This window comes from Pusillimonas minor (genome assembly GCF_014237865.1).
In the GTDB taxonomy this organism is placed as follows: domain Bacteria; phylum Pseudomonadota; class Gammaproteobacteria; order Burkholderiales; family Burkholderiaceae_B; genus Neopusillimonas; species Neopusillimonas minor.
In genome coordinates, this window is sequence record NZ_JACJUU010000011.1 from 46,503 (window position 1) to 68,962 (window position 22,460).

The window sequence follows — 22,460 nt, forward strand, 5'->3', positions numbered from 1 at the left end:
GAAGCTTCAATATTATGGCTTGAATGTTTCAGGTTTGTGAAAACTGTCATGTTCGGGTCAGGCGCGGTTCAAAAGCCGCGAACCCGCCATACTTGGGATACCATACGCGCTATGCAAAATACATCCTCTTCGGGCCAGAACGAAACTAACGCCGGGCCAACAACACACTTTGGTTATAAAACCGTTGCCGAGGCCGAAAAGGCCGCCAAGGTTGCCGAGGTTTTTCATTCTGTTGCACAGCGCTACGACCTGATGAACGACCTGATGTCGGCGGGCCTGCACCGTGCCTGGAAGGCGTTTACCATTGCGCGCGCCGATGTTCGCCCTGGCATGAAGGTGCTGGATATTGCGGGCGGCACCGGCGACCTGGCCAAGGCGTTTGCACGCAAGGCCGGGCCCAGCGGGCAGGTGTGGCTAACCGATATCAACGATTCTATGTTGCGGGTGGGCCGCGATCGCCTGATCGACAAAGGGCTCGTGGTGCCCACGGCCGTTTGCGATGCCGAAAAGCTGCCGTTCCCCGACCACTACTTCGACCGTGTTAGTGTTGCCTTCGGGTTGCGCAACATGACGCATAAAGACGTTGCCTTGGCTGAAATGCGCCGGGTCCTTAAACCAGGCGGCAAGCTGCTGGTGCTCGAATTTTCGCATGTGGCCAAACCGCTGGCGCCAGCCTACGACTGGTATTCCTTCAATATTTTGCCCTGGTTGGGTAAAAAAGTAGCGGGCGACGAAGAAAGCTATCGTTATCTGGCTGAATCCATTCGCATGCACCCCGACCAGGATACCCTGGCTGCAATGATGAAAGAAGCGGGCCTTGATCGTGTGCGCTATTTCAATCTTACGGCTGGCCTGGTGGCGCTGCACGAGGGTGTTAATTTAGGGTGACTTGAGATATTATTCAGGTTCCAGTAAGATTCTTGTGCATTCACAAGTTTTTTGCCCTTTTTTGGTTCGGAGCCAACACATGTCTCGACGCATCACCCGTTTTCTGGCCGTAGCATTGCTGGCAGTTTCCACTGTCGGTATGGTGGCGGTCTCTTTCGACGCCGAAGCGCGCCGCATGGGCGGTGGCTCAAGTTTTGGCCGTCAGTCTACCAACGTTACCCAGCAGCGTCAGGCAACTACACCGCCGGCGGCAACCACCACGCAGCGCAGTGCGACATCGGCAGCGCCTGCCGCAGGCGCTGCGGCGGCAGGTACAGCGGCTAAAACCGGCATGTCCCGTTTTCTGGGGCCTATCGCTGGTATAGCTGCGGGTCTGGGTATTGCGGCCCTGTTGTCGCACATGGGGCTCTCGGGCGCTTTCCTCGAAATGATGTCCAGCCTCTTGCTGATCGGGTTGCTGGTTTTTGCCGTGTTGTTCATTGTTCGTCGTTTGCGCGGTGGTGCAGCGCGCCCGGCCGCCCAGGCAGCGGGTGCCGGCGGTATGCAGCGTAGCGCCGAGGTCTGGCAGCCGGCTTCGGGTGCATCAGCGCAACCTGTGGCTGCACAGGGTGCATCGGCGGCTCCCGAAGCTGACGTGGCTTCACCTGTTGACGAGTCCTGGTTCATCCCCGGCGACTTCGATACCCCCGCCTTCCTGGCTAATGCCAAAAAGCAGTTTGCCCAAATTCAGCGTATCTGGGACAGCGGCGACGTATCGCAATTGTCCGACTACCTTACCGACGACCTGATCGCCGAAATCAAGCCGCAAATCGAAGCGCGGGGCGGCAAGGCCGAGCACACCGAAATTGTGTTGCTTACCGCCGAACTGTTGGGCATTGAAACCGTCAGCGGCGGTCACCTGGCCAGCGTCCGGTACTCGGGCATGCTGCGCGAAGCACCTGGTGCCGAAGCCTTCCGCTTTGAAGAGGTCTGGAATCTTTACAAAGCCGATGGCCAGGGCTGGTTGTTGGCCGGTATCCAGCAAATTCCTGTCGACGGTAACTAAAATCCCCGTGAGTCCGCGCCTGCCCCCCTGGGCGTGGTTTGGGCCGGTGTCGCACCACGTGCGGCCACCGGCCCTTTGTCTGTAGACCGTTGTGCGGCTAAAACCGTTAAACTTGGGCCTGTCATTTTTCTTGTCATAGTGCGCGCGGCCCGCGCGTATTGATTCATGCTGCCTTTTTTTCCACCGCCACCTTTTGTTGCCTCGGCAGGCATCAGCGCCTTCAACCGGCTGCTGCGCCGCGAGCCCTGGGCAGCCGAACGGTTGTCACGTCATGCCGGTAAAACCGTCAGGTTTGTCCTGGGGCGTGCCGAAGTGTCGCTGGTCATTGGCAGTCAAGGCACATTGCAACTGGCCGATGCGGCTGTCGTGCCCGATGTCACGCTGACATTGCCCGAAACGCAAACCGGACGTTTGTTCGACGTCATTCGTCATCAAGACCCTGAGCACATTGTTGATGCCTTGCACATCCAGGGCGATGCCGGCCTGGCTAATGTGGTGGCTGACCTGGCGCGCCACTTGCGATGGGATGTTGAGGATGACCTGGCGCGCGTGGTCGGTGATATCCCCGCGACACGCATTATGGCCGGAGCGCGTGCCATTTCGCGCGGCTTTGCGGCGGCCAGCCAGCGTTTTGCGGGTAATGTTGCCGAATACCTTACCGAAGAGTCTCCAACACTTATGGCAAAAGCCCATCTGCCGGCTCATCAAGAACGCACGGCCCGGCTGTTGCAACAGCTTGATCAAATCGATCGTCGCGTGGCGCAGCTTGAACAGCGCGCTGCGTCGGGCAGGGGGCACTGATGCTGACACTTTTCCGCCTGGTCGGCATTGTTTTTATTGCCCTGCGTTACCGGCTCGACGAGCTGGTATTGTCCAGCATCAAGCACCCGGTGGCGTATTCGTTGCTGCGCATTGTTCGTTTCGGTCGCCCGCCGCGCGACGATCGGGGTGTCCGGTTGCGCCTGGCCCTCGAGTCTTTAGGCCCCATATTTGTAAAGTTTGGGCAAGTGTTGTCAACACGTCGCGACCTGATTCCGCCCGATCTGGCCCTTGAACTGGCCAAGTTGCAAGACCGCGTGCCGCCGTTTCCGTCCGACAAGGCCGCCCAATGCGTTGAAGCGGCCTTGGGCGCGCCGCCCTCGACGCTGTTTCGCCATTTCGACAAAGACCCGGTGGCGTCGGCGTCTATTGCGCAAGTGCACTTTGCCGTTATGCACGACGGGCGCGACGTTGCAGTCAAGGTGCTGCGGCCGGGCATGTTGTCGATTATCGAAAAAGACCTGGCCCTGATGCGTATTTTGGCCGGTGTGATCGAGCGTCTGGTGCCCGACAGCCGTCGCCTCAAACCGCGCGAGGTCGTGGCCGAGTTCGACATTTACCTGCACGACGAACTTGACCTGGTGCGCGAGGCCGCAAACTGCAGTCAGTTGCGTCGTAACTTTGGCCCCGAAACCGGTCGGCAAAACCTGCTGATGGTGCCCGAAGTGATATGGGAATACACCACAACCACGGTATTCACCATGGAGCGGATGCGAGGTATACCCGTCAGCCAGATTGAACGTCTGCAAGATGCCGGTGTCAATATTAAAGACCTTGCCCGCATGGGGGTCGAAATTTTCTTTACCCAGGTCTTCACCGACGGGTTCTTCCATGCCGACATGCATCCGGGTAATATTTATGTATCTGATGCGCCCGAAACATTGGGGCGCTATATTGCCCTCGATTTTGGCATTGTGGGGTCGCTGTCCGAGCACGACAAAAATTATCTGGCGCAGAATTTTCTGGCTTTTTTCCGCCGCGATTACCGCCGGGTGGCCCAGCTTCACATCGAGTCCGGGTGGGTGCCGTCCACCACGCGCGAAGAGGCCCTTGAGGGCGCTGTGCGCGCTGTGTGCGAACCCTATTTCGACCGGCCGCTGGCGCAAATATCGCTGGGGCAGGTATTGCTGCGCTTGTTCCAGACGTCGCGTCGTTTTAATGTAGAGATTCAGCCGCAGCTGGTGTTGTTGCAAAAAACCTTGCTTAACGTCGAGGGCATGGGTCGCGATCTCGACCCCGACCTCGACTTATGGAAAACCGCCAAGCCGTATCTGGAAAACTGGATGCACGAACGGATTGGCCTTAAGGGCTTGAAAAAGCGCCTTGACCAGGAGGCCGGGCAATGGGCGCAGATGCTCCCGCAATTGCCGCGCCTGGTTCACGCCAGCTTGTCGCGCCCCGATACCTTGCCGGGCATGCAGCAAGAGCTGCACCGCTTGCGCAAGGCGCAAGAGTTTAATAACCGTTTGGTCATGGTGTTTGCAGCCGTTGTTGCAGTCGCAATCGGGGTAGCCATTTGGGTCATTGCCGGTCGCTAAAATTTGTGTTGTTGTTAGCCCGTTTTTCCGCTGACATATTATTGCGATGTTCTTCGCGTAGTATGTTTGGCAAATATGCGGTTTTTTGTTCGTCAAGTGTCGTTTAAAGAGAGATTTAATATGCTTTACCCTGAATTGTTCAAATCAATGGAGGCAGTACGCTGGAATATGGCGACTGATATTCCATGGGATGATTTTGATGGCAGCAAACTCTCCGATGAGCAAGCCTACACGATCAAGATGAATGCGATCACCGAGTGGGCGGCGTTGCCGGCAACCGAAATGTTTCTTCGAGACAATCAAGACGACAGCGACTTTTCGGCCTTCATGTCGGTGTGGTTTTTCGAAGAGCAAAAGCACTCGCTGGTCCTTATCGAGTACCTGCGTCGCTTCCGCCCCGAACTCGTGCCCACCGAAGAAGAATTGCACAAGGTGCGCTTCGAGTTCGACCCGGCACCGGCGCTCGAGACCCTGATGCTGCATTTCTGCGGCGAGATTCGTCTTAACCACTGGTACCGCCGGGCTGCCGAATGGCACACCGAGCCTGTCATCAAGGCTATTTATCAAACCATTGCCCACGACGAAGCCCGTCATGCCGGCGCCTATTTGCGTTACATGAAGCGTGCGTTGGCCCAGCGTGGCGACCTCATCGGTCAGCAGGCCCGCATGGCGTTTTCTAAAATTGGCGTGCTCATGGCCTCGGCGCACCGTACGCCGCAGGCGCTGCACCCCACCAATTTGCACGTCAATAAAAACATGTTCCCCGACGACACCGTGCAATCGAAACTGCCTTCACCCGGTTGGCTCGAAACCTGGCTTGATCAGCAAATCCATTTCGACAAAGACTGGGAAGGCAAGGTCAGTTCGCGTATTTTGCATAATCTGTCGTTGCTGCTCGACAGCAGTTTTAAAACCGTACAAGACCTCAATCGCTACCGAAAGAGCCTCACACGCGAAACCTCTCCGGCCGTTTAAGGCGGGGCAGCATCGTAATGGCTGTTCGTTTCGAAAAAAAAATCCTTTCGCGCGCCGAGTGCGAGGCCGCAGTACGAGAAGGTCAATTTCCCCGGCCGCTGGTGTTTACCAACGGGGTGTTCGACATCTTGCATCGGGGCCATGTCAGCTATCTCGACGAGGCCGCTCAGCTGGGGGCCAGTCTGATCGTTGCTGTCAACACCGATGCCTCGGTCAAGCGCCTGGGCAAGGGCGACGACCGCCCCATCAACACGCAAGAAGATCGCCAGGCCTTGCTGGCTGCACTCGAATGCGTCAGTGCCGTGACCGTTTTTGACGAAGACACGCCCCAGGCCCTGATCGAGGCGTTAAAGCCCGACCTGATTGTGAAGGGCGGCGATTACAACATGGAAACACTGCCCGAGACCGCAGCGGTCAGGCAATGGGGCGGCGATGCCGTGGCGATACCGTTCCGGTTTAATCGATCGACGACATCGTTACTGAAAAAAGTCAGGCAGCCGTAGCAGGCCCTGGTTGACCCGTAGCACCCGCCTTAATTGTTATTTTGGCTTGTTAACAGGGCGTTTACGGCGCGCAGGTCGGCTTCGGTGAGGGTGCCGGCGACGGCTTTGAGGCGCAGCCCATTAAGCAACGTGTTATAGCGCGCATTGGCCAGAGCGCGTTGGGTTTCGTACAGCTGTTGCTGCGCATTCAAGACGTCGATATTAACCCGCACGCCCACCTCGTAGCCGGTTTGGTTGGCATCGAGCGAGGCTTTGCTTGATTTCTCGGCCGCCTGCAGCGCACTGACCTGAGCCAGACCCGAAACGACACCCGAAAAATACTGCTGTGTGAGTTGCACGGCCTGACGGCGTGTGGATTCGAGGTCGTAGCGGGTGCGTTGCAACACCGATGTTTGCTCGCGGACCCGCGACGAAATGCCGCCACCTGCAAAAATAGGGATAGACAATTGCACCCCGACGGTGCTGTCGACCGATCGTGGGCCGGCCTGCGGGCCATATATGCCGCGATCGGAGGCGCTACCCGACTGCGCGTAGAAGTCGAGTGTGGGGTAATGGCCGCTTTTTGCGATGTTGATTTGTTTTTCGGCAATGCGGGTAGACAATACGGCCCGGGCAACTTCAAGGCTGGCTTGCCCGGCTTGTGATGTCCAGTCGGTAATGCGCGCCGGCTGCGGCGGGGGCAGGTTGATATTGCCCGACAGCCCGGCCAACGCTTGTGGCCGTTCGTTGATGATTTTCTGAAGCTGGTCTTGGCTGACCTGTAGCGCGTTCCGGGCTTCGATTTCGCTGGCGTTGATCAGGTCGAGACGGGCCTGGGCTTCGTAGGTGTCGGCGATGGTGGCGCTGCCCAGCTCGAACCCTTTTTTTGCGGCTTCAAGCTGGTTGGTAATCGCCTGCTTTTGCGCATCGAGTGTGACCAGGGTGTCTTGCGCGGCCAGTACCCCGAAATAGGCCTGGGCAACGCGTAGCAGCAGGTCTTGCCAGGCCTGTTGTACGGCCAGGTCGGCTGATTCGGCTTCGAGCTGTGATTGCTTGAGCTGTTCCCAGGCGGCGATGTCGATAATGGGCTGGGTCAGGGTGACGGCCCAGAGGCCTCTTTTTTCGGTGCTGTCGCGGTCGAGGTTGGTGCGGCGGACGTCGTCGAGTTCGGCGCCTGTGCTGCCGGTTAAAAAGGGCAGTAGCTGGGCGCGCGCCTGAGGGACTTTCTCGAGGATGGCGTTGCGGTTGGCTTTGGCCGAGGCAAATACCGGGTCGCGCTCAAGCGCCTTGCCCCAGATGTCGAGCAGGTTTTGTGTTTGGGCCGATACCGACCCTGCCCACAGCGCCAGTGTGGCGCTTGCAAAGAGATGCCACCGACGCCCGCGCATTCAGAATTTGAACTGAGGTTGCGCCGTGCCACGCAGCGGCTTGATGACGGTGTCGAATAGCGACTGGGTTTCGAAGCTGGCGGCGCTGGTGCGTGTAATGCGGTAGGCCGTCATTACGGGCTGGTTGCCCACCACCACCACCATACGACCGCCCACACACAATTGGTACTTGAGTGCATCGGGAATGACGGGTACCGAGCCGGTCAGCAAAATGGCGTCGTATTCGGCGGTTCCCCAGCCTGCATGGCCGTCGCCCACCTCGACGTTGACATTATTGATGTGCTCGCGCTGCAGGTGTTCGGTAGCAAAGGCCGCGATACGGCTGTCGATTTCGACGGTGGTGACTTGTTGGGCCAGACGACCGAGCAAGGCGGCCTGGTAACCCGAACCGGTGCCGATTTCGAGGACGCAGTCGGTGGGTTCGAGCAAGAGATCTTGCGCCAGCCGGGCCTCGACTTTGGGCGTCAGCATGGTTTCGTGCGAATCGATGGCATTGATGATGAGCGGCAGCTCGACATCGGAGAACGCCATGGCTTGCATGCCTTGCGGCACAAAGCGCTCGCGAGGGACGTCGAAAAGGGCCTGGAGCACTTTTTTGTCGAAGACGTTCCAGGGTCGAATTTGCTGTTCGACCATATTGAAACGGGCTTGTTCGGTGTCGGAGAGACCGGTGGCGTTCATAACATTCGATGCAAAAATAAAGATGAACCTATTGTACCCATTCGTGGGCGCCGGCGGCGCCCCGAGCCGTTCACCACCATTGGTGGAAATGATGGACCGGGCCGTGGCCATGCCCAACGGCAAGATCGTCGGCACGCAAGATGGCCGACACCAGATAGTCTTTGGCGCGCTGTGCTGCTTCGGGGAAGCTGTCGGTTTGCGGCAGCAGTGCAGCCAGTGCAGCAGACAACGTGCAGCCCGTGCCGTGCGTGTTGCGCGTGGCAATGCGCTGACCCGGTAACTCGATGAGCTTGTCGCCATCGTACAGGACATCGATGGTGTCGTTGCCGGGCAGATGGCCCCCTTTCAGGAACACCCATCGGTGACCATTGTCGTTCATGAGCCGGCGCAGGCGTTCGGCCATGCGGCGCATTTCTTTCAGGGTCTCGACCGGGCTGGTTTCGAGCAATACCCCCGCTTCGGGCAAATTGGGTGTCATGACTGTTGCCAGAGGCAGCAAGCTTTCCCGCAGCTCGGCAATCGCTGGTTTTTCGAGCAAGGCATCGCCGCTTTTCGCGATCATGACCGGGTCAAGCACAATGTGCGCCGGCTTCCAGTGGGCAAGACGTTCGGCCACGGTGCGCGTTACCGGCTGTTGGCCCAGCATGCCGATTTTTACAGCGTCAATGCGTACATCGCTGAACAAGGTGTCGATTTGTTGCGCGACAAAGTCGGGCGGTACCGGCGCGATGCCGGTGACGCCCAGGGTGTTTTGCGCAGTAAGCGCTGCCACGACCGCGGTGCCATAGGCGCCCAGTGCACTCATGGCTTTGATGTCGGCAAGAATACCGGCGCCGCCGGAGGGGTCGACGCTTGCGATGGTGAGCGTATTGGGGGTCATGACTTGGTTTTGGACTGAATTAAACCTTCGGTGGGCGAGCTGGGGCTGGCCGCATAAAATTTGCGCGGCATGCGACCGGCAAGAAACGCTTCACGGCCAGCCTCAACGGCTTTTTTCATGGCGCTGGCCATGAGGACGGGGTTTTGGGCACCGGCAATGGCTGTGTTCATCAGTACCCCGTCGCAGCCCAGTTCCATGGCGATGGCCGCGTCGGAGGCCGTGCCCACGCCGGCGTCGACCAGCACGGGGACGCTGGCCTGGTCGATGATGAGGCGCAGGTTCCAGGGGTTAAGAATGCCCATGCCAGACCCGATAAGCGAGGCCAGTGGCATGACGGCCACACAACCGATATCTTCGAGCATGCGGCACTGGATCGGGTCGTCGGTGCAATAAACCATGACGTCAAAGCCGTCGTCGACCAGGGTTTTGGCCGCCTTCAGGGTTTCGGGCATGTTGGGGAAGAGGTTGTCGGCGCTACCCAATACCTCGAGTTTGACGAGGGCATGGCCGTCGAGCAGCTCGCGAGCCAGCCGCAACGTGCGCACCGCGTCGTCGGCGGTAAAGCAGCCGGCGGTGTTGGGCAAAATGGTAAAGCGTGAGGGCGGCAGGAAGTCGAGCAGGTTCGGTTCGTTGGCGTTCTGGCCAATGTTGGTACGGCGAATAGCCACCGTGACGATGTCGGCGCCGCTGGCGTCGATGGCCTCGCGGGTTTCCTGGAAGTCTTTGTATTTACCGGTGCCAACCAGCAAACGGGATGCGTAGGTTTTGCCGGCCAGCGTGAAGAGGTCGTTGGAGTTCATGGTTGGTTTATGCGGATTCAGAGTGCCTTCGAATGGTCATATTGTAGAGTCAGCGCCGCTTTCGTGCTGTGGGTCGCGGGTCATGAAGCTACAATACGGGACAAAATTGTCTTTTTTTTCAACAGGTCTTGACGCGTGTCCTATCCCAAGTTGCCCTATCCTTTGTCGTCTTACACTCATGGCGCCGAGTTCGTCCGTTTGCTCGCGTCCCGCATTCTGGTCCTCGATGGCGCCATGGGGACAATGATCCAGCGATACAAACTGTCCGAACAAGACTTTCGGGGCGAGCGCTTTGCCGATCACTCCAGCGACGTCAAGGGCGACAACGAGCTGTTGTCATTGGTGCGGCCCGACATCATTCTCGAGATTCACCGCCAGTACCTCGAGGCCGGCTCCGATGTTATTGAAACCAATACCTTTGGCGCCACGTCAATTGCCCAGGGCGACTACGGCCTGCCTGGTCTGGCCTACGAACTGAACCTCGAGTCGGCGCGGCTGGCGCGTCAGGCCTGCGACGAGTTCAGCACACCCGACAAACCCCGGTTTGTGGCCGGCGCACTGGGGCCTCAACCTAAAACCGCTTCTATTTCGCCCGATGTCAACGACCCGGCGGCCCGTAATGTGACGTTCGACGAGCTGCGTGTGGCTTACACCGAACAGCTTGAGGGCTTGCTCGATGGCGGGATTGACATCGTCCTGATCGAAACCATTTTCGACACGCTGAATGCCAAGGCAGCGATTTTTGCCGTCGAAAGCGTTTTCGAGGCGCGCGGCGTGCGCTTGCCCGTCATGATTTCGGGCACGGTAACCGATGCGTCCGGTCGTATTTTGTCCGGCCAAACCGTCGAGGCCTTCTGGAATTCGGTTCGTCACGCCCGCCCGGTTACGGTTGGCCTGAACTGCGCGTTGGGTGCGGCGCTCATGCGCCCCTACGTGGCCGAATTGTCAAAGGTGTGCGACACCTACGTTTGCGTTTATCCCAATGCCGGTTTGCCCAACCCCATGGCCGAAACCGGTTTCGACGAAACCCCCGAAGACACCTCATCGTTGCTGCGCGAATTTGCAACGGCGGGTTTGGTCAATATGGTGGGCGGCTGCTGCGGGACGACGCCCGACCACGTCCGCGCCATTGCCGACCGTGTTAAAGACCTGCCCGTGCGGCAGGTGCCCGAGATCCCCGTCATGACGCGGTTGTCCGGGCTTGAAGCCCTGAATTTCGACGAAAACGCGCTGTTTATCAACGTGGGCGAGCGCACCAACGTGACCGGCAGCAAAATGTTCTTGCGGCTGATTCGCGAAGAAAAATACGACGAAGCGCTGGCCGTGGCGCGTCAGCAGGTCGAGAACGGTGCGCAAATCATCGACATCAACATGGACGAGGCCATGTTGGACTCGGTCTCGTGCATGCGCCGGTTCCTGAATATGGTGGCGTCCGAGCCCGATATCTCCCGCGTGCCCATCATGATCGACAGCTCGAAATGGGAAGTCATCGAGGCCGGGCTGAAGTGCGTGCAGGGCAAGGCGGTCGTCAATTCTATCTCCATGAAAGAAGGGGTCGATGCGTTTCTGGCGCAGGCACGCCTGTGCCGCAAGTATGGTGCCGCGGCCGTTGTCATGGCTTTCGACGAAAAAGGTCAGGCCGACACGCTTCAGCGCCGTATCGACATTTGCGGGCTGGCGTACAAGCTGCTGGTTGAAGAGGTTGGTTTCCCGCCCGAAGATATTATTTTCGACCCCAACGTTTTTGCCATTGCCACCGGTATCGAAGAGCACAACCACTACGCGGTCGACTTCATCGAGGGCACGCGCTGGATTACCCAGAACCTGCCCCATGCCCGTGTGTCGGGTGGCGTGTCCAACGTCAGTTTCTCGTTCCGGGGTAACGAGGCGGTTCGCGAAGCCATTCATACGGTATTCCTGTATTACGCCATCCAGGAAGGCATGACGATGGGGATCGTCAACGCCGGCCAGCTGGGTGTTTATCAAGATATCGACAAGCGTTTGCTCGATCTGATCGAAGACGTAGTGCTTGACCGCCAGACGCCGCTGGGCAAGGTCGATGACGCCGATACGCGCACGCCGACCGAGCGCCTGGTCGAGTACGCCGAGACCGTCAAAGGCGCGGGCACGAAAAGAGAAGAAGATCTGACGTGGCGTCAGAACCCGGTCGAGCAACGATTGAGCCACGCGCTGGTGCACGGCATTACAACGTTCATTGTTGAAGATACCGAAGAGGTCCGCCAGAAAATCGCCGATCAAGGCGGCCGACCCATTCAGGTTATCGAAGGGCCGTTGATGGACGGCATGAATGTGGTGGGTGACCTGTTTGGCGCCGGCAAGATGTTCCTGCCGCAAGTGGTCAAGTCTGCCCGGGTCATGAAGCAGGCGGTTGCGCACCTGGTGCCTTTTATTGAAGAAGAAAAGCGCCAGATTGCTGCTGCAGGTGGTGACGTACGCGCCAAGGGCAAAATCGTCATGGCGACGGTTAAGGGTGACGTACACGATATTGGCAAAAACATCGTTACGGTTGTGCTTCAGTGCAACAACTTCGAAGTCGTCAATATGGGCGTGATGGTGCCTTGTGCCGAAATTCTGGCCAAAGCCAAAGAAGAGAACGCCGACATGGTCGGGCTGTCTGGCCTGATTACTCCAAGCCTTGAAGAAATGGCTTACGTGGCGTCCGAAATGGAGCGTGACGACTACTTCCGTAGCCGGAAAATGCCTTTGCTGGTGGGCGGTGCAACCACCAGCCGGGTGCATACCGCCGTAAAAATTGCGCCCAATTACAGCGGGCCGGTAATTTATGTGCCCGATGCCAGCCGGTCGGTGGGTGTCGCCACCAACCTGATGTCTGACCAAAGTCAGGTTTATCTCGATGACCTGGCCAAAGAGTACGACCAGGTTCGCGAGCGCCACGCCAACCGCAAAGAAACGCCCATGGTCAGCATTGCGCAGGCGCGGGCCAACAAGCCGGTAATCGACTGGTCGGCGTATACGCCGCCGCGTCCCAAGTTTATTGGGCGTCGCGCTTTCAAAAACTACGACCTGGCCGAGCTGGCGCGCTACATCGACTGGACGCCGTTCTTCCAGACCTGGAGCCTGTTCGGGCAGTACCCCGCCATTTTGCAAGACAAGGTGGTGGGCGAACAGGCCCAAAAAGTCTTTGCCGAAGGGCAGGCCATGTTGCGCAAAATTATCGACGGCCGCTGGCTGACGGCCAACGGCGCAGTGGCGTTTTACCCGGCCAATACGGTCAATGACGACGATATCGAAATCTACACCGACGAAAGCCGCAGTGAAGTGTTGTTTACCTGGCGCAATGTTCGCCAGCAAGGCGTCAAGCGCGAGGGCGTCGACAACAAATGCCTGGCCGACTTCATTGCGCCCAAGTCGTCGGGCGTGGCCGATTACATTGGCATGTTTGCGGTTACGGGCGGGTTGGGTATTGAAAAATGGGAAGCCGAATTCGAGAAGCAGAACGACGATTATTCGGTCATTATGATCAAGGCATTGGCCGACCGTTTCGCCGAGGCCTTTGCCGAGTGCCTGCATGCCCGGGTTCGTACCGACTTATGGGGCTATGTGCCTGCCGAAGCCCTCGACAACGAGGCCATGATTGCCGAGAAATATCAGGGTATTCGCCCCGCACCGGGCTACCCGGCTTGCCCGGAACACATCATCAAAAAAGAGCTGTTCCAAGTGCTCGATGCTGACGATATCCAGATGCAGCTGACTGACAGCTACGCCATGTATCCGGCGTCCAGTGTGTCGGGTTTCTATTTCAGCCACCCGCAGTCGCAGTATTTCAATGTGGGCAATATTGGTGCCGACCAATTAGCCGACTACGTTCAGCGCAGCGGCCGGCCAGAAGACGATGTACGTCGTACGTTGTCCAGTATTCTTGGGTTGAAGTAAACCATGGACGCCGAACCCCGGTCTTCGGCAGCGGCGTCCGATCATCCCCCGGGACAGGCCCGGCGACGTGCCTTGGGCGAGTTCCTGCGCAGCGTTCGGGCCCGGGTGACGCCGTCAAGTGTGGGGTTGCCCGCGGGCTTGCGGCGGCGCACGCCCGGGTTGCGCCGCGAAGAGGTGGCCCAGCTGGCGGGGATCAGCATCACCTGGTACACCTGGATCGAGCAAGGGCGCGACGTCTCCGTGTCGGCCCACGTCTGGGCGCGTCTGGCCGACGTGCTGCACATGACGCGCGCCGAACGCCATTATTTGTTCGAGCTGGCCGAGTGCGCCGACCCTGACCACGGTAAAGAGGCTCCCGAAGAGTTGCCGGAAGGTTTGCAGGCATGCGTCGACAGCATTGTTGTGCCCGCTTACATTATTGACAGGGCCTGGAATGTGTTGGCTCGCAATGTACCGCTTGAACGGCTCTTTGGTGGTTGGCCCGGCGGCGAGGCCTCTCCCAATCTGTTGCGCTATATCTTTCTCGACCCTGCAGCGCTCGATTTGGTCGTCGATTGGGAAACGCGGGCGCGACGGGTTGTGGCCGAGTTTCGTGCCGACACGGTGGCGCATACCGACGCGCCCCAGATCAGCCGCCTGATAGATGCCTTGCTGGCCGCAAGCCCCACTTTTGCGCACTGGTGGACGCGGCAAACCGTGGTTGAACGCGAGGGCGGCCGGCGCGGGTTTTATCATCCTGACCTGGGCAAGGTCTTTTACCGGCAAATTACCTTCAACCTGGCGGTCCGGCCCGATTGCAAACTGGTGATGCTGCTGGAAGACGAGCCCACGCCAGGCGGCCGGTAAAGCGCTTGCGGTTATTTCTTGCCGCTTATGGTCTTTTCTTTTGGTGTAGCTGTTCTGCGGCATTGGCGGGCAGGCGTATAAACGAAAAGAACGATAGTGCGGTAATGGCCCCGATAGCCGCAAATGCCCAGGCAACGTCGTCTTGCGCCAATGTTGCCGCGCCGCGGGCGTTCATGCTGATGTTCATGATCAGTGCCGCACAACCCACCCCAAGGCTTATTCCCAATTGCTGCGCCATGGCGGCGAATGTGCTGGCTTTGCTCATTTGTGCCGACGTGAGTTGGGCGTAGGTGAGTGTATTGACGGCCGTGAACTGCAGCGAGCGAAATACGCCGCCCACTGCCAGAATGGCGACCATGACCCAAAAGGGTGTTGAGGCCTCGAAAAACGCACAGGCTGCCGTGAAACCACCGGAGATCAGCGCATTTATCGTCAGCACTCTTTTATACCCGAAGGTTTCTATGACGCGCGTTGCAATGAACTTCATGAGCAGGGCGCCGGCGGCCCCTGTAAACGAAATCAGGCCTGCGGCGAAGGCCGACATGTCGAAGGCGACTTGCAGCAAAATGGCCAGCAGGAAGGGGGTGGCGCCCACGGTGAACCGGCACAGGTTGCCGCCAAGCACCGATATGGCAAAAGACGGGATACGCAGCAGGCTGAGGTCAAGGATGGGGTGGGGGTGATGGCGGGCATGCCACACATACAGCAAGCCGCAGCTTGCGCCGATGCTGATCAGCCCCAGGGTTTGCAGGCGCGTTGCGTCGGCGTTCCCGATGGACTCAAACCCCCACACCAATGTGGCCAGCGCAATGCCGCTAAGCATAAAGCCCAGCCAGTCCAGGCGCCGGGCGTGGGCGGGCAGGTCGGGGCGAATGTATTTCATAATCAAATAAATACCCAGCGCACCCACGGGGACGTTGATCAGGAATATCCAGTGCCACGAGGCGTAGGTGACCAGAAAGCCGCCCAGGGGTGGCCCGATAATCGGGCCTAAAAGGGCCGGCATCGCCAGGAACGACATAGCCTTGAGCAGGTCTTCTTTTGGGGTGCGTTGCAGCATGATGATCCGGCCCACGGGTACCATCATGGCCCCGGCCAGCCCCTGAAACAACCGGGCGATGACCAGTTGCGGCAGATTTTGCGACAGCGCGCAGGCTACCGACGCGGCCGAAAACAGAACAATGGCCACAATGAATACTTTGCGGGCGCCGAAGCGTTCGCCCGCCCATCCGCTAATGGGCACAAACACCGCCAGCGCCAGCAAATAGCTGGTGATGGCCACGTTCATTTTGACCGGCGTGGTATCAAGCGCCGCGGCCATGGCAGGAATGGCGGTTGCCACGACGGTGGCGTCGAGCATTTGCATGAACAGGGCGCACCCCACAATGAACGGGATCATGCGTATGGCCGCGCGTTCGCGATTTGATAAGTGGGGGGAGGGTGTGCTGCTCATGGGTAGATTCTAACTTTACCCGGCTGAAGTAAACTTGCGGGTTAAAGGCAATTTTGCGTGTCTGTTATTTTAGCGAGCCCAGGTTATGGCCAAGAATTACGAATCTGAAATCACCCAGTTCCTCAAGCAGTTCAAACAAGCGCACCCCGATACCGAGCAGCGTCAGCGCGAGGGCCGGGCACGCTTGTGGGACAAGCATATCGACCCCGAGCTCCAAGAGCAGTTCAAAGCCGGGCGTGTTGTGCAGTCGGCCTACGTTTACCAAACTAAATAAGCCTGATGGCTGGTCCGGGCGCAACGCCTCCCGACCTGTCTGCGCTGGTTGATCCCAGTGTCGACAGTACGCCCGACGTTGTCGACCACGTCGCGTTGGCGCGCCTTTACGGCGAGCCGCTGTTTGCGCTGCCACAAGACCTTTATATTCCGCCCGACGCCCTTGAGGTGTTCCTCGAAACATTTCAGGGGCCGCTCGATCTGCTGCTTTATCTGATTCGCAAGCAAAATTTCAATGTGCTCGACATCCCGATGGCCGAGGTGACGCAGCAATACTTGTCTTACGTCGAGCAAATCCGGTCACATAACCTGGAACTGGCCGGCGAGTACCTCCTGATGGCCGCGCTGCTGATCGAGATCAAATCGCGTATGCTGTTGCCGGTTAAAAAAACCGATACCGGCGAAGAGCCTGACGACCCGCGCGCCGAGCTGGTACGCCGTTTGCTTGAATACGAGCAAATGAAACTGGCTGCGCAAAAGCTTAATGCGTTACCGGTGTTGGGTCGCGATTTCCAGCGTGCGCACGCTTTCATGGACATCCAGGTCGAGCGCATGCTGCCCGATGTTTCACCTGAAGACCTGCGCCAGGCCTGGGCCGACATCTTGAAACGCGCCAGTCTGAATGCGCATCATAAAATTACGCGCGAACAATTGTCGGTGCGTGAGCACATGACTAAAATCTTGCGCCGTTTGTCCGATGTCAGGTTTCTCGAATTCACCCAGCTGTTTGACGAAGCCGTTAGAAGCGGCCAGGGCGTGCCGGTTGTCGTCGTGCATTTCCTGGCCATGCTCGAGCTTGCAAGAGAGTCGTTGCTCGAAATTACGCAGGCCGAGCCCTACGCCCCAATTTACGTGCGTTTGGCGTATATTCGCGCAGTCGATTAATACGCCCGCCTACGGAGACCTATTTGAAAGTCGTTCATACCATCGAAGAGTTGCGTGACCAGCTGCGCGGGCAGTTGCGCGTGTCGTTTGTGCCCACCATGGGCAACTTGCACCAGGGTCACCTGTCGCTCATGAAGCTGGCACGCCAGCATGGTGACCCGGTGGTCGCCAGTATTTTTGTGAACCGGCTGCAGTTCGGGCCCAACGAAGACTTCGATCGTTATCCGCGTACGCTGCAGGCCGACATCGAAAAGCTCGAGCGCGAACGTGACGTGTACGTGCTTTTTGCGCCCCATGAAAAAGAGATGTACCCCGAGCCCCAAAGCTACCAGATTCTGCCGCCTCCCGACCTGGGCGGTATCCTCGAAGGCGAGTTCAGGCCCGGCTTTTTTACGGGCGTCAGTACGGTCGTGCTCAAGCTTTTTTCGTGTGTGCAGCCTCGTGTGGCCGTTTTTGGCAAAAAAGACTACCAGCAGCTTATGGTGGTGCGCAATATGTGCCGCCAGTTTCAGTTGCCTGTAAAAATTTTGGCTCACGAAACCGTGCGCGATGTCGACGGCCTGGCGTTGTCTTCACGCAATCGTTACCTGTCACCCGAAGAGCGCGCCGAGGCGCCGCAGCTTTATGCTTGCCTGAGCACAATTCAAGATCAGTTGCAGGCCGGGGCAACCGATGCGGTCGAGCTGACGCAGGCGGCCATAAGCCGGTTGACGGGCCGCGGGTGGGATGTTGATTACCTGACGCTGCGGCGCCAGCGCGATCTGGGCGCCCCATCGGTCGAAGAAATCAAAGCACGGGAGCCGCTGGTGGTGCTGTCGGCCGCCAAGCTGGGGGCAACACGACTTATCGACAATCTCGAGGTGTTTTAACCCACGCGTCTGGCGCGCGCCCGATGTCATTTGAGGCCCCGTTTGTCGGGGCCTCGGTTTTTACCCTGTCAGATCTGTCAGCAGACAGCCGTTACTTTACGTGGAACAATCGGCCGACATAACAACACAGGAGACATCCGGATATGACATTTACCTATACCAAAGACCAGGCTATGGCCGTGCTTACCCCGCGCGAACGCGACGTCATGCAATATGTTGTCAGGGGTACGGCCAACAAGGTTATTGCCTCAGAGCTGGGGGTGTCGCAGCGCACAATAGAAGCCCACCGCGCGCGTATTTTCCAGAAGCTGAAAGTGCGCAACGCCGTCGAGCTGGCCGGGCAGGTCATGATGTCGTTGCACGAACCCCAACCGCATTAACCCCTAGGGGTGTGCACCGCCTTTGGCCGACATTGCCCAGAATGTTCAGGGCCGGCAGTTCAGCTTGGGGCGGGCGTTCATTTCGGTGATGCCGTCAACTTCGGCCTGACGTGTCAGGTGGTAATCAAGCGTCGGACGGTTGTCGTTGATGGCATCTATACGCAAGATGTTGTCGGTTTGGAAGGTAAGCCGTTCTTTGGTGGCCTTGGTGTCGGTTTCGAGTACGACACGCCAGGGGTTGGTGCCGACAACAACCCAGCAGCCTTGCTCGAAGGTGGTTACCGGGTTGGATGTCCCCAGTTGTACGGTGCGGGCCCGCCACTCGCCGTCGGGGGCCATGGTCAAGGTAATGCGTGTGGCCGGGCAATCTTGGCCTTCAGGCAGGCAGGGTGTTGTGCCTAAAAAGGTTTTGGCTTCAAGCAGGGGGCGTATGGTGGCCACAGTGGCGCGTGGTGCGTTTTCGGTTGGCTCGGTGGCGGGTTTTTCGGCGGTGTCGCCAAAGCCCAACTGAAGTTGTGACGGCGCGCGTTTACCATTGCGCCCCTGGGCCTGCGATCGCGCATCAGACAGCGTCGACTCGGGGCCTGTTTCGTAGTAACCGGGGGATTGCTGCTTTGCGCAACCGGCAAGGGCAAAGGCGCTAATGACGGCCAAAAGGCCGAAACGGAAAGTGGGCTTCTTCAGGGCGGGCATGCTGATGTTCCATCAAGAATTCGATTCAGCGCTTATTCTACGCAACTATCTGCACGCCGGTAATCCCCCGGACGGCGCGCTCGAGGCGCTGGCGCACTTGGCCGGCTTGTCAGGCGGGTTATGGTTGTTGTATCTGGGGGGCGGTTTGGTGGCGGGGCTTTTGGTGCACTGCGCCGGTCTGCGTTACACGCACCGGGTTGTGCGGGCATTTTCGCTTGCCGATTCGGTTAATGTGCCTGTGCGATGGCGTTGGCAGTACGGTGCATTCTGGGCCTTGTTGGGGGCGCTGGCGGGGGTGGGGCTGGCCCTGAGGGCCGGGGGCATGTCGTATGGGCTGGCGGGTATGTTTGCGTTCGTTCTGGTTTTGTCGGTATTGGGCGTGCTGGCGGTTGCCGACTGGTATACCGGTTTTCTGCCCGACGAGCTGACATTGCCGTTGATGTGGGCGGGCCTGGCCTGGTCGTGGCTGGGGTACGGGGTTGGGGTCATGCAGGCCCTGGGCGGCGCTATGGCGGGCTATGGGTTTTTATTTTCAATCTTCCGGCTGTACCGTTGGGCCAGGGGGCACGACGGCATGGGTGGCGGCGACTTCAAGCTTGCAGCCGCGTTGGGGGCCTGGGTTGGGCTGGCGGCGTTGCCCTGGGTGTTATTGCTGGCTTGCATAATGGGCGTGTTTACGGCGCTTTTACTCAGTCGTCGGCCGGGGTTCACGGGCGCTTTCCCGTTCGGGCCGTGCCTCTCTGCCGCCGGGGCGGTGTTTTTATGGGTGGTCTCGCCCTAAAATGCGGTCTGTGACTAAAACAGGCCAATCAAATGCTTAAAATCGGACTCACCGGCGGAATCGGCTCGGGCAAAACCCGGGTGGCTGACTTGTTTCAGGCCTGGGGGGCCGCAGTAATCGACACCGATGTCATTGCGCACCAGCTTACTGCCCCGGGTGGCCTGGCCATCGAACCGATACGCGCTGCCTTTGGCAACGGGGTTTTAACGCCCGATGCAGCGCTCGATCGTGCGGCAATGCGTGAGCTTGTGTTTCAAGATGCCGAGGCGCGCGGCCGTCTGGAAGCGATTATTCACCCGTTGATAGCCCAGGTTACACAAGCGCAGGCCGAGGTGGCTTCGGGGTGTTATCTTGTCTTCGTTGTGCCGCTGCTGGTCGAGTCGAAGCGTTGGGTTAGCCGAGTAGACCGGGTTTGCGTGGTCGATTGCGACCCGGAAACCCAGATCGCCCGGGTTCAGGCGCGAAGCGGGCTGACGCCTGAAGCCATTAGGCGTATCATGATGGCACAAGCCACCCGCGAGGCGCGTCTGGCCGTCGCCCACGACGTTGTCCTTAACGATGGCCAAACCACACCGGAACAATTGCAGCACCGTGCCAGGCAGTTGCACGACAAGTGGTGTGTGCTGGGTGCTCATTCATAGAATACACAAAGCAATAAGGTAGCTGGTCCAGTGATTTTGTACGAATATCCCTGTAACGAACGCGTTCGATCCTTGCTTAGGGTCGAGCATTTGTTCGGGCGTTTGTTTTTTTTCGCCAATCAGGAAGACGTCAACCATCATCAAGTGGCCATGGCCACCCTGTTCGACCTTCTCGAAGTTTGCGAACGTACCGACTTGCGGGGGTCGGTTTTGCAAGACCTTGACCGACAGCGGGCGGCGCTGGGCGGTTTGCGCCAGCACCCCGGGGTCGATGTCGAAACGGTCGACAAAATGCTGGCCGATATCGAGCGGGCAACTACCGAGCTGGCCGCCCAGGGGCGTATTGGCCAGGTTTTGCGCGACAACGAATGGCTGGCCAGTTTGCGTGGCCGGCTGACGGTGCCGGGTGGGTCCTCTCCGGCCGACATCCCGTCGTATTATGCCTGGCAAATCAAACCGGCCCAAGTCCGCATGAGCGACCTGCAGCAATGGGTCGACCCTTTCATGCCGCTGTACAACGGCCTGGCGCTTATTTTGCGTTTGCTGCGCGAGTCGGGTAACCCGGTCGATCTCGAAGCACCACAAGGGGCTTATCAAGAAATGCTGACGGGTAAAACGTTTCAGCTGTTGCGCGTTTGGGTTGACCCGGCCTTGGGGGTCTTCCCCGAAATGAGCGCAAACAAATACGTCATTTGGGTGCGGTTTTCAATGCAAGACAACGAGCTCAAGCCCATTTCTGTCACCCAGCGCATTCCATTCCGGCTGTCCCGTTGTAACTTCTAGCCGTCGCGCTACGGCCCGGCGCGTTCATTTTCCGGCTTGCGTGGCCGTCCAGCCTGCGTATCTCTTGGCGGCTTATGGCGCTGATGCGCTATGCCCCGGCTGCAGGCCTCTGCGTTTTCGCTTGCTTTTGTCACGTAATTGTTGCGTTTGATTTCAGAACGTCGCGGCCAGGTCGCGCGTTTTTGTTTTTATCGGCGAAAATTGCAAGCATTCTCACTCCAATAAAAATCGGGGACGGTGCATGTCCGAATCGCAGTCAAGAAATCGGTATGGGTTACGCAAGGGGCTCCTGGCGCTGGTGGTGCTTGGCGCATTGGGGCTGGGCTATTTTTTGTGGAGTGGTTCAGGCCAACCTGCTGGCCCAGGGGGTGCAAACCAGGCGCCGGGCCAGCCCGCCGGCGCACGCCCGGGCGGGCCACCGGGTATGGCGGCAATGGCCGTGCCTGTCAGGGTGGCGCCTGTCGAACAAGGGCCAATACAGAACATATTCACGGCTGTGGGCACGGTTACCGCGTTCAATACCGTGACAGTGCGCAGCCGGGTCGATGGGGAATTGCAAAAAATATTCTTTACGGATGGCCAGAAAGTAAAGGCCGGAGACCTGTTGGCGCAAATCGACCCGCGCCCCTATCAGGTTCAACTTGATCAGGCGCTGGGCCAGCAGGCTCAAAACGTTGCACAACTGAATAATGCCCGCCAAGACCTGAAACGCTACGAGCAGCTGTTTCGTCAGAATTCGCTGGCGCGTCAGCAGCTCGAAGCCCAGCAGGCGCTCGTTCAGCAGTATCTGGGCGCTCAAAAAACCGATCAGGCCAATGTCGACAGTGCACGCTTGCAGCTAGAGTTCACGCGGATTACAGCCCCGATCGGTGGACGGTTGGGCCTGCGGGTGGTCGATCAGGGCAATTTGATTTCGGCGGGCAGCACCGAAGGCTTGGTGGTTATCACCCAAACCCAGCCGATTTCGGTGGTGTTTTCGTTGCCCCAGGCGCAGTTGCCGGCGGTGCTCGAGCGCTTTAATCAGGGCCAGCCTCTGGTGGTCGACCTGTTCGACAGCGCCGAACGCCGCGTGCTGGCCACAGGCGAATTATCTTCAATAGATAACCAGATCGATATCGCAACGGGTACGGTGCGGCTTAAAGCGACATTCGAAAACCAGGACGAAACGCTGTTTCCGAATCAGTTTGTCAATGTGCGCCTGCGTGTCAGTACACAGCCAGACGCCATCATTATCCCGACTCAGGCCGTGCAGCAAGGGTCGGCCGGGGCGTTTGTATATTTGGTGGCCGACGACAACACCGTCACCGTGCAGCCCATTGTGACGGGCACCATCGAAAATCGTCGGGTGGCCGTGGTCGAGGGTTTGACGGCAGGTCAAAGGGTGGTGACCGATGGCGTGGACCGTTTGCGAAACGGGACGCGCGTTCAAATTATTGAACCTTGAG

General features: G+C 58.7%; 22 protein-coding genes. 16 read left to right on the top strand and 6 right to left on the bottom strand.

The window, feature by feature from the left end:
• The first annotated feature begins 111 nt into the window (after positions 1-111).
• From ubiE to rfaE2, 6 genes are all read left to right on the top strand, one after another.
• A complete protein-coding gene (gene ubiE, locus GTU67_RS12385; protein WP_185780376.1) occupies positions 112-888 on the top strand; it encodes a bifunctional demethylmenaquinone methyltransferase/2-methoxy-6-polyprenyl-1,4-benzoquinol methylase UbiE in 777 nt (258 codons plus the stop codon).
• A gap of 79 nt (positions 889-967) precedes the next feature.
• Positions 968-1,933, top strand: coding sequence for a Tim44 domain-containing protein (locus GTU67_RS12390; RefSeq protein WP_185780377.1), 966 nt, complete (start codon positions 968-970; stop codon positions 1,931-1,933).
• Between the two features lie 165 nt (positions 1,934-2,098).
• Entirely contained in the window at positions 2,099-2,734 is a 636-nt protein-coding gene (locus GTU67_RS12395) for a ubiquinone biosynthesis accessory factor UbiJ (protein WP_185780378.1), read from the top strand.
• A complete protein-coding gene (gene ubiB, locus GTU67_RS12400; RefSeq protein ID WP_185780379.1) occupies positions 2,734-4,290 on the top strand; it encodes a ubiquinone biosynthesis regulatory protein kinase UbiB in 1,557 nt (518 codons plus the stop codon). The genes GTU67_RS12395 and ubiB overlap by 1 nt, the downstream gene beginning before the upstream one ends.
• 120 nt (positions 4,291-4,410) lie before the next feature.
• Positions 4,411-5,265, top strand: coding sequence for a ferritin family protein (locus tag GTU67_RS12405; RefSeq protein WP_185780380.1), 855 nt, complete (start codon positions 4,411-4,413; stop codon positions 5,263-5,265).
• A gap of 17 nt (positions 5,266-5,282) precedes the next feature.
• Entirely contained in the window at positions 5,283-5,768 is a 486-nt protein-coding gene (rfaE2, locus tag GTU67_RS12410; RefSeq protein ID WP_185780381.1) for a D-glycero-beta-D-manno-heptose 1-phosphate adenylyltransferase, read from the top strand.
• Between the two features lie 29 nt (positions 5,769-5,797).
• On the opposite strand, the gene GTU67_RS12415 is transcribed toward rfaE2, so the two are convergent.
• From GTU67_RS12415 to GTU67_RS12430, 4 genes are all read right to left on the bottom strand, one after another.
• Positions 5,798-7,135 carry a TolC family outer membrane protein gene (locus GTU67_RS12415; RefSeq protein WP_185780382.1) on the bottom strand — a complete coding sequence of 446 codons (1,338 nt, stop codon included), beginning with the start codon at positions 7,133-7,135 and terminating at the stop codon, positions 5,798-5,800.
• A complete protein-coding gene (locus GTU67_RS12420) occupies positions 7,136-7,816 on the bottom strand; it encodes a protein-L-isoaspartate O-methyltransferase family protein (protein WP_185780383.1) in 681 nt (226 codons plus the stop codon).
• A 70-nt stretch (positions 7,817-7,886) separates the two neighbouring features.
• On the bottom strand, positions 7,887-8,696 hold the full coding sequence (thiD, locus tag GTU67_RS12425; RefSeq protein WP_185780384.1) for a bifunctional hydroxymethylpyrimidine kinase/phosphomethylpyrimidine kinase: 810 nt from the start codon (positions 8,694-8,696) through the stop codon (positions 7,887-7,889).
• The gene (locus tag GTU67_RS12430; RefSeq protein WP_185780385.1) at positions 8,693-9,496 is read right to left on the bottom strand and encodes a thiazole synthase; all 804 of its coding nucleotides are present in this window, start codon (positions 9,494-9,496) and stop codon (positions 8,693-8,695) included. The genes thiD and GTU67_RS12430 overlap by 4 nt, the downstream gene beginning before the upstream one ends.
• Positions 9,497-9,631: 135 nt before the next feature.
• On the opposite strand from GTU67_RS12430, the gene metH reads away from it, so the two are divergent.
• Positions 9,632-13,411 carry a methionine synthase gene (gene metH, locus GTU67_RS12435; RefSeq protein ID WP_185780386.1) on the top strand — a complete coding sequence of 1,260 codons (3,780 nt, stop codon included), beginning with the start codon at positions 9,632-9,634 and terminating at the stop codon, positions 13,409-13,411.
• Positions 13,412-13,414: 3 nt separating this feature from the next.
• Positions 13,415-14,257, top strand: coding sequence for a helix-turn-helix transcriptional regulator (locus GTU67_RS12440; protein ID WP_185780387.1), 843 nt, complete (start codon positions 13,415-13,417; stop codon positions 14,255-14,257).
• 25 nt (positions 14,258-14,282) lie between these two features.
• On the opposite strand, the gene GTU67_RS12445 is transcribed toward GTU67_RS12440, so the two are convergent.
• Positions 14,283-15,656, bottom strand: coding sequence for a DHA2 family efflux MFS transporter permease subunit (locus GTU67_RS12445; RefSeq protein WP_430459014.1), 1,374 nt, complete (start codon positions 15,654-15,656; stop codon positions 14,283-14,285).
• Positions 15,657-15,795: 139 nt separating this feature from the next.
• Between GTU67_RS12445 and GTU67_RS12450 the strand changes: the two genes are divergently transcribed.
• The 4 genes from GTU67_RS12450 (at position 15,796) to GTU67_RS12465 (ending at position 18,117) form a co-directional block, all read left to right on the top strand.
• Entirely contained in the window at positions 15,796-15,984 is a 189-nt protein-coding gene (locus GTU67_RS12450; RefSeq protein WP_185780389.1) for a DUF3460 family protein, read from the top strand.
• Positions 15,985-15,989: 5 nt separating this feature from the next.
• The gene (locus GTU67_RS12455) at positions 15,990-16,868 is read left to right on the top strand and encodes a segregation and condensation protein A (protein ID WP_185780390.1); all 879 of its coding nucleotides are present in this window, start codon (positions 15,990-15,992) and stop codon (positions 16,866-16,868) included.
• A gap of 23 nt (positions 16,869-16,891) precedes the next feature.
• Positions 16,892-17,737, top strand: a complete 846-nt coding sequence (gene panC / locus GTU67_RS12460; protein ID WP_185780391.1) for a pantoate--beta-alanine ligase — start codon at positions 16,892-16,894, stop codon at positions 17,735-17,737.
• Between the two features lie 143 nt (positions 17,738-17,880).
• Positions 17,881-18,117, top strand: a complete 237-nt coding sequence (locus tag GTU67_RS12465) for a response regulator transcription factor (RefSeq protein ID WP_185780392.1) — start codon at positions 17,881-17,883, stop codon at positions 18,115-18,117.
• A gap of 45 nt (positions 18,118-18,162) precedes the next feature.
• Here GTU67_RS12465 and GTU67_RS12470 read toward each other — a convergent pair whose 3' ends face one another.
• Positions 18,163-18,810: a copper resistance protein NlpE N-terminal domain-containing protein gene (locus GTU67_RS12470; protein WP_185780393.1), complete on the bottom strand. Its 648-nt coding sequence runs from the start codon at positions 18,808-18,810 to the stop codon at positions 18,163-18,165.
• On the opposite strand from GTU67_RS12470, the gene GTU67_RS12475 reads away from it, so the two are divergent.
• From GTU67_RS12475 to GTU67_RS12490, 4 genes are all read left to right on the top strand, one after another.
• Positions 18,809-19,591, top strand: coding sequence for a prepilin peptidase (locus tag GTU67_RS12475; RefSeq protein ID WP_185780394.1), 783 nt, complete (start codon positions 18,809-18,811; stop codon positions 19,589-19,591). The two genes, GTU67_RS12470 and GTU67_RS12475, sit on opposite strands and share 2 nt — an antisense overlap.
• A gap of 32 nt (positions 19,592-19,623) precedes the next feature.
• Entirely contained in the window at positions 19,624-20,232 is a 609-nt protein-coding gene (gene coaE / locus GTU67_RS12480; protein WP_185780395.1) for a dephospho-CoA kinase, read from the top strand.
• A 30-nt stretch (positions 20,233-20,262) separates the two neighbouring features.
• Positions 20,263-21,015, top strand: a complete 753-nt coding sequence (zapD, locus tag GTU67_RS12485; protein WP_185780396.1) for a cell division protein ZapD — start codon at positions 20,263-20,265, stop codon at positions 21,013-21,015.
• A 241-nt stretch (positions 21,016-21,256) separates the two neighbouring features.
• Complete coding sequence (locus tag GTU67_RS12490; RefSeq protein ID WP_185780397.1) at positions 21,257-22,459, top strand: MdtA/MuxA family multidrug efflux RND transporter periplasmic adaptor subunit; 1,203 nt, start codon at positions 21,257-21,259, stop codon at positions 22,457-22,459.
• The last annotated feature ends 1 nt before the right edge of the window (position 22,460 follow it).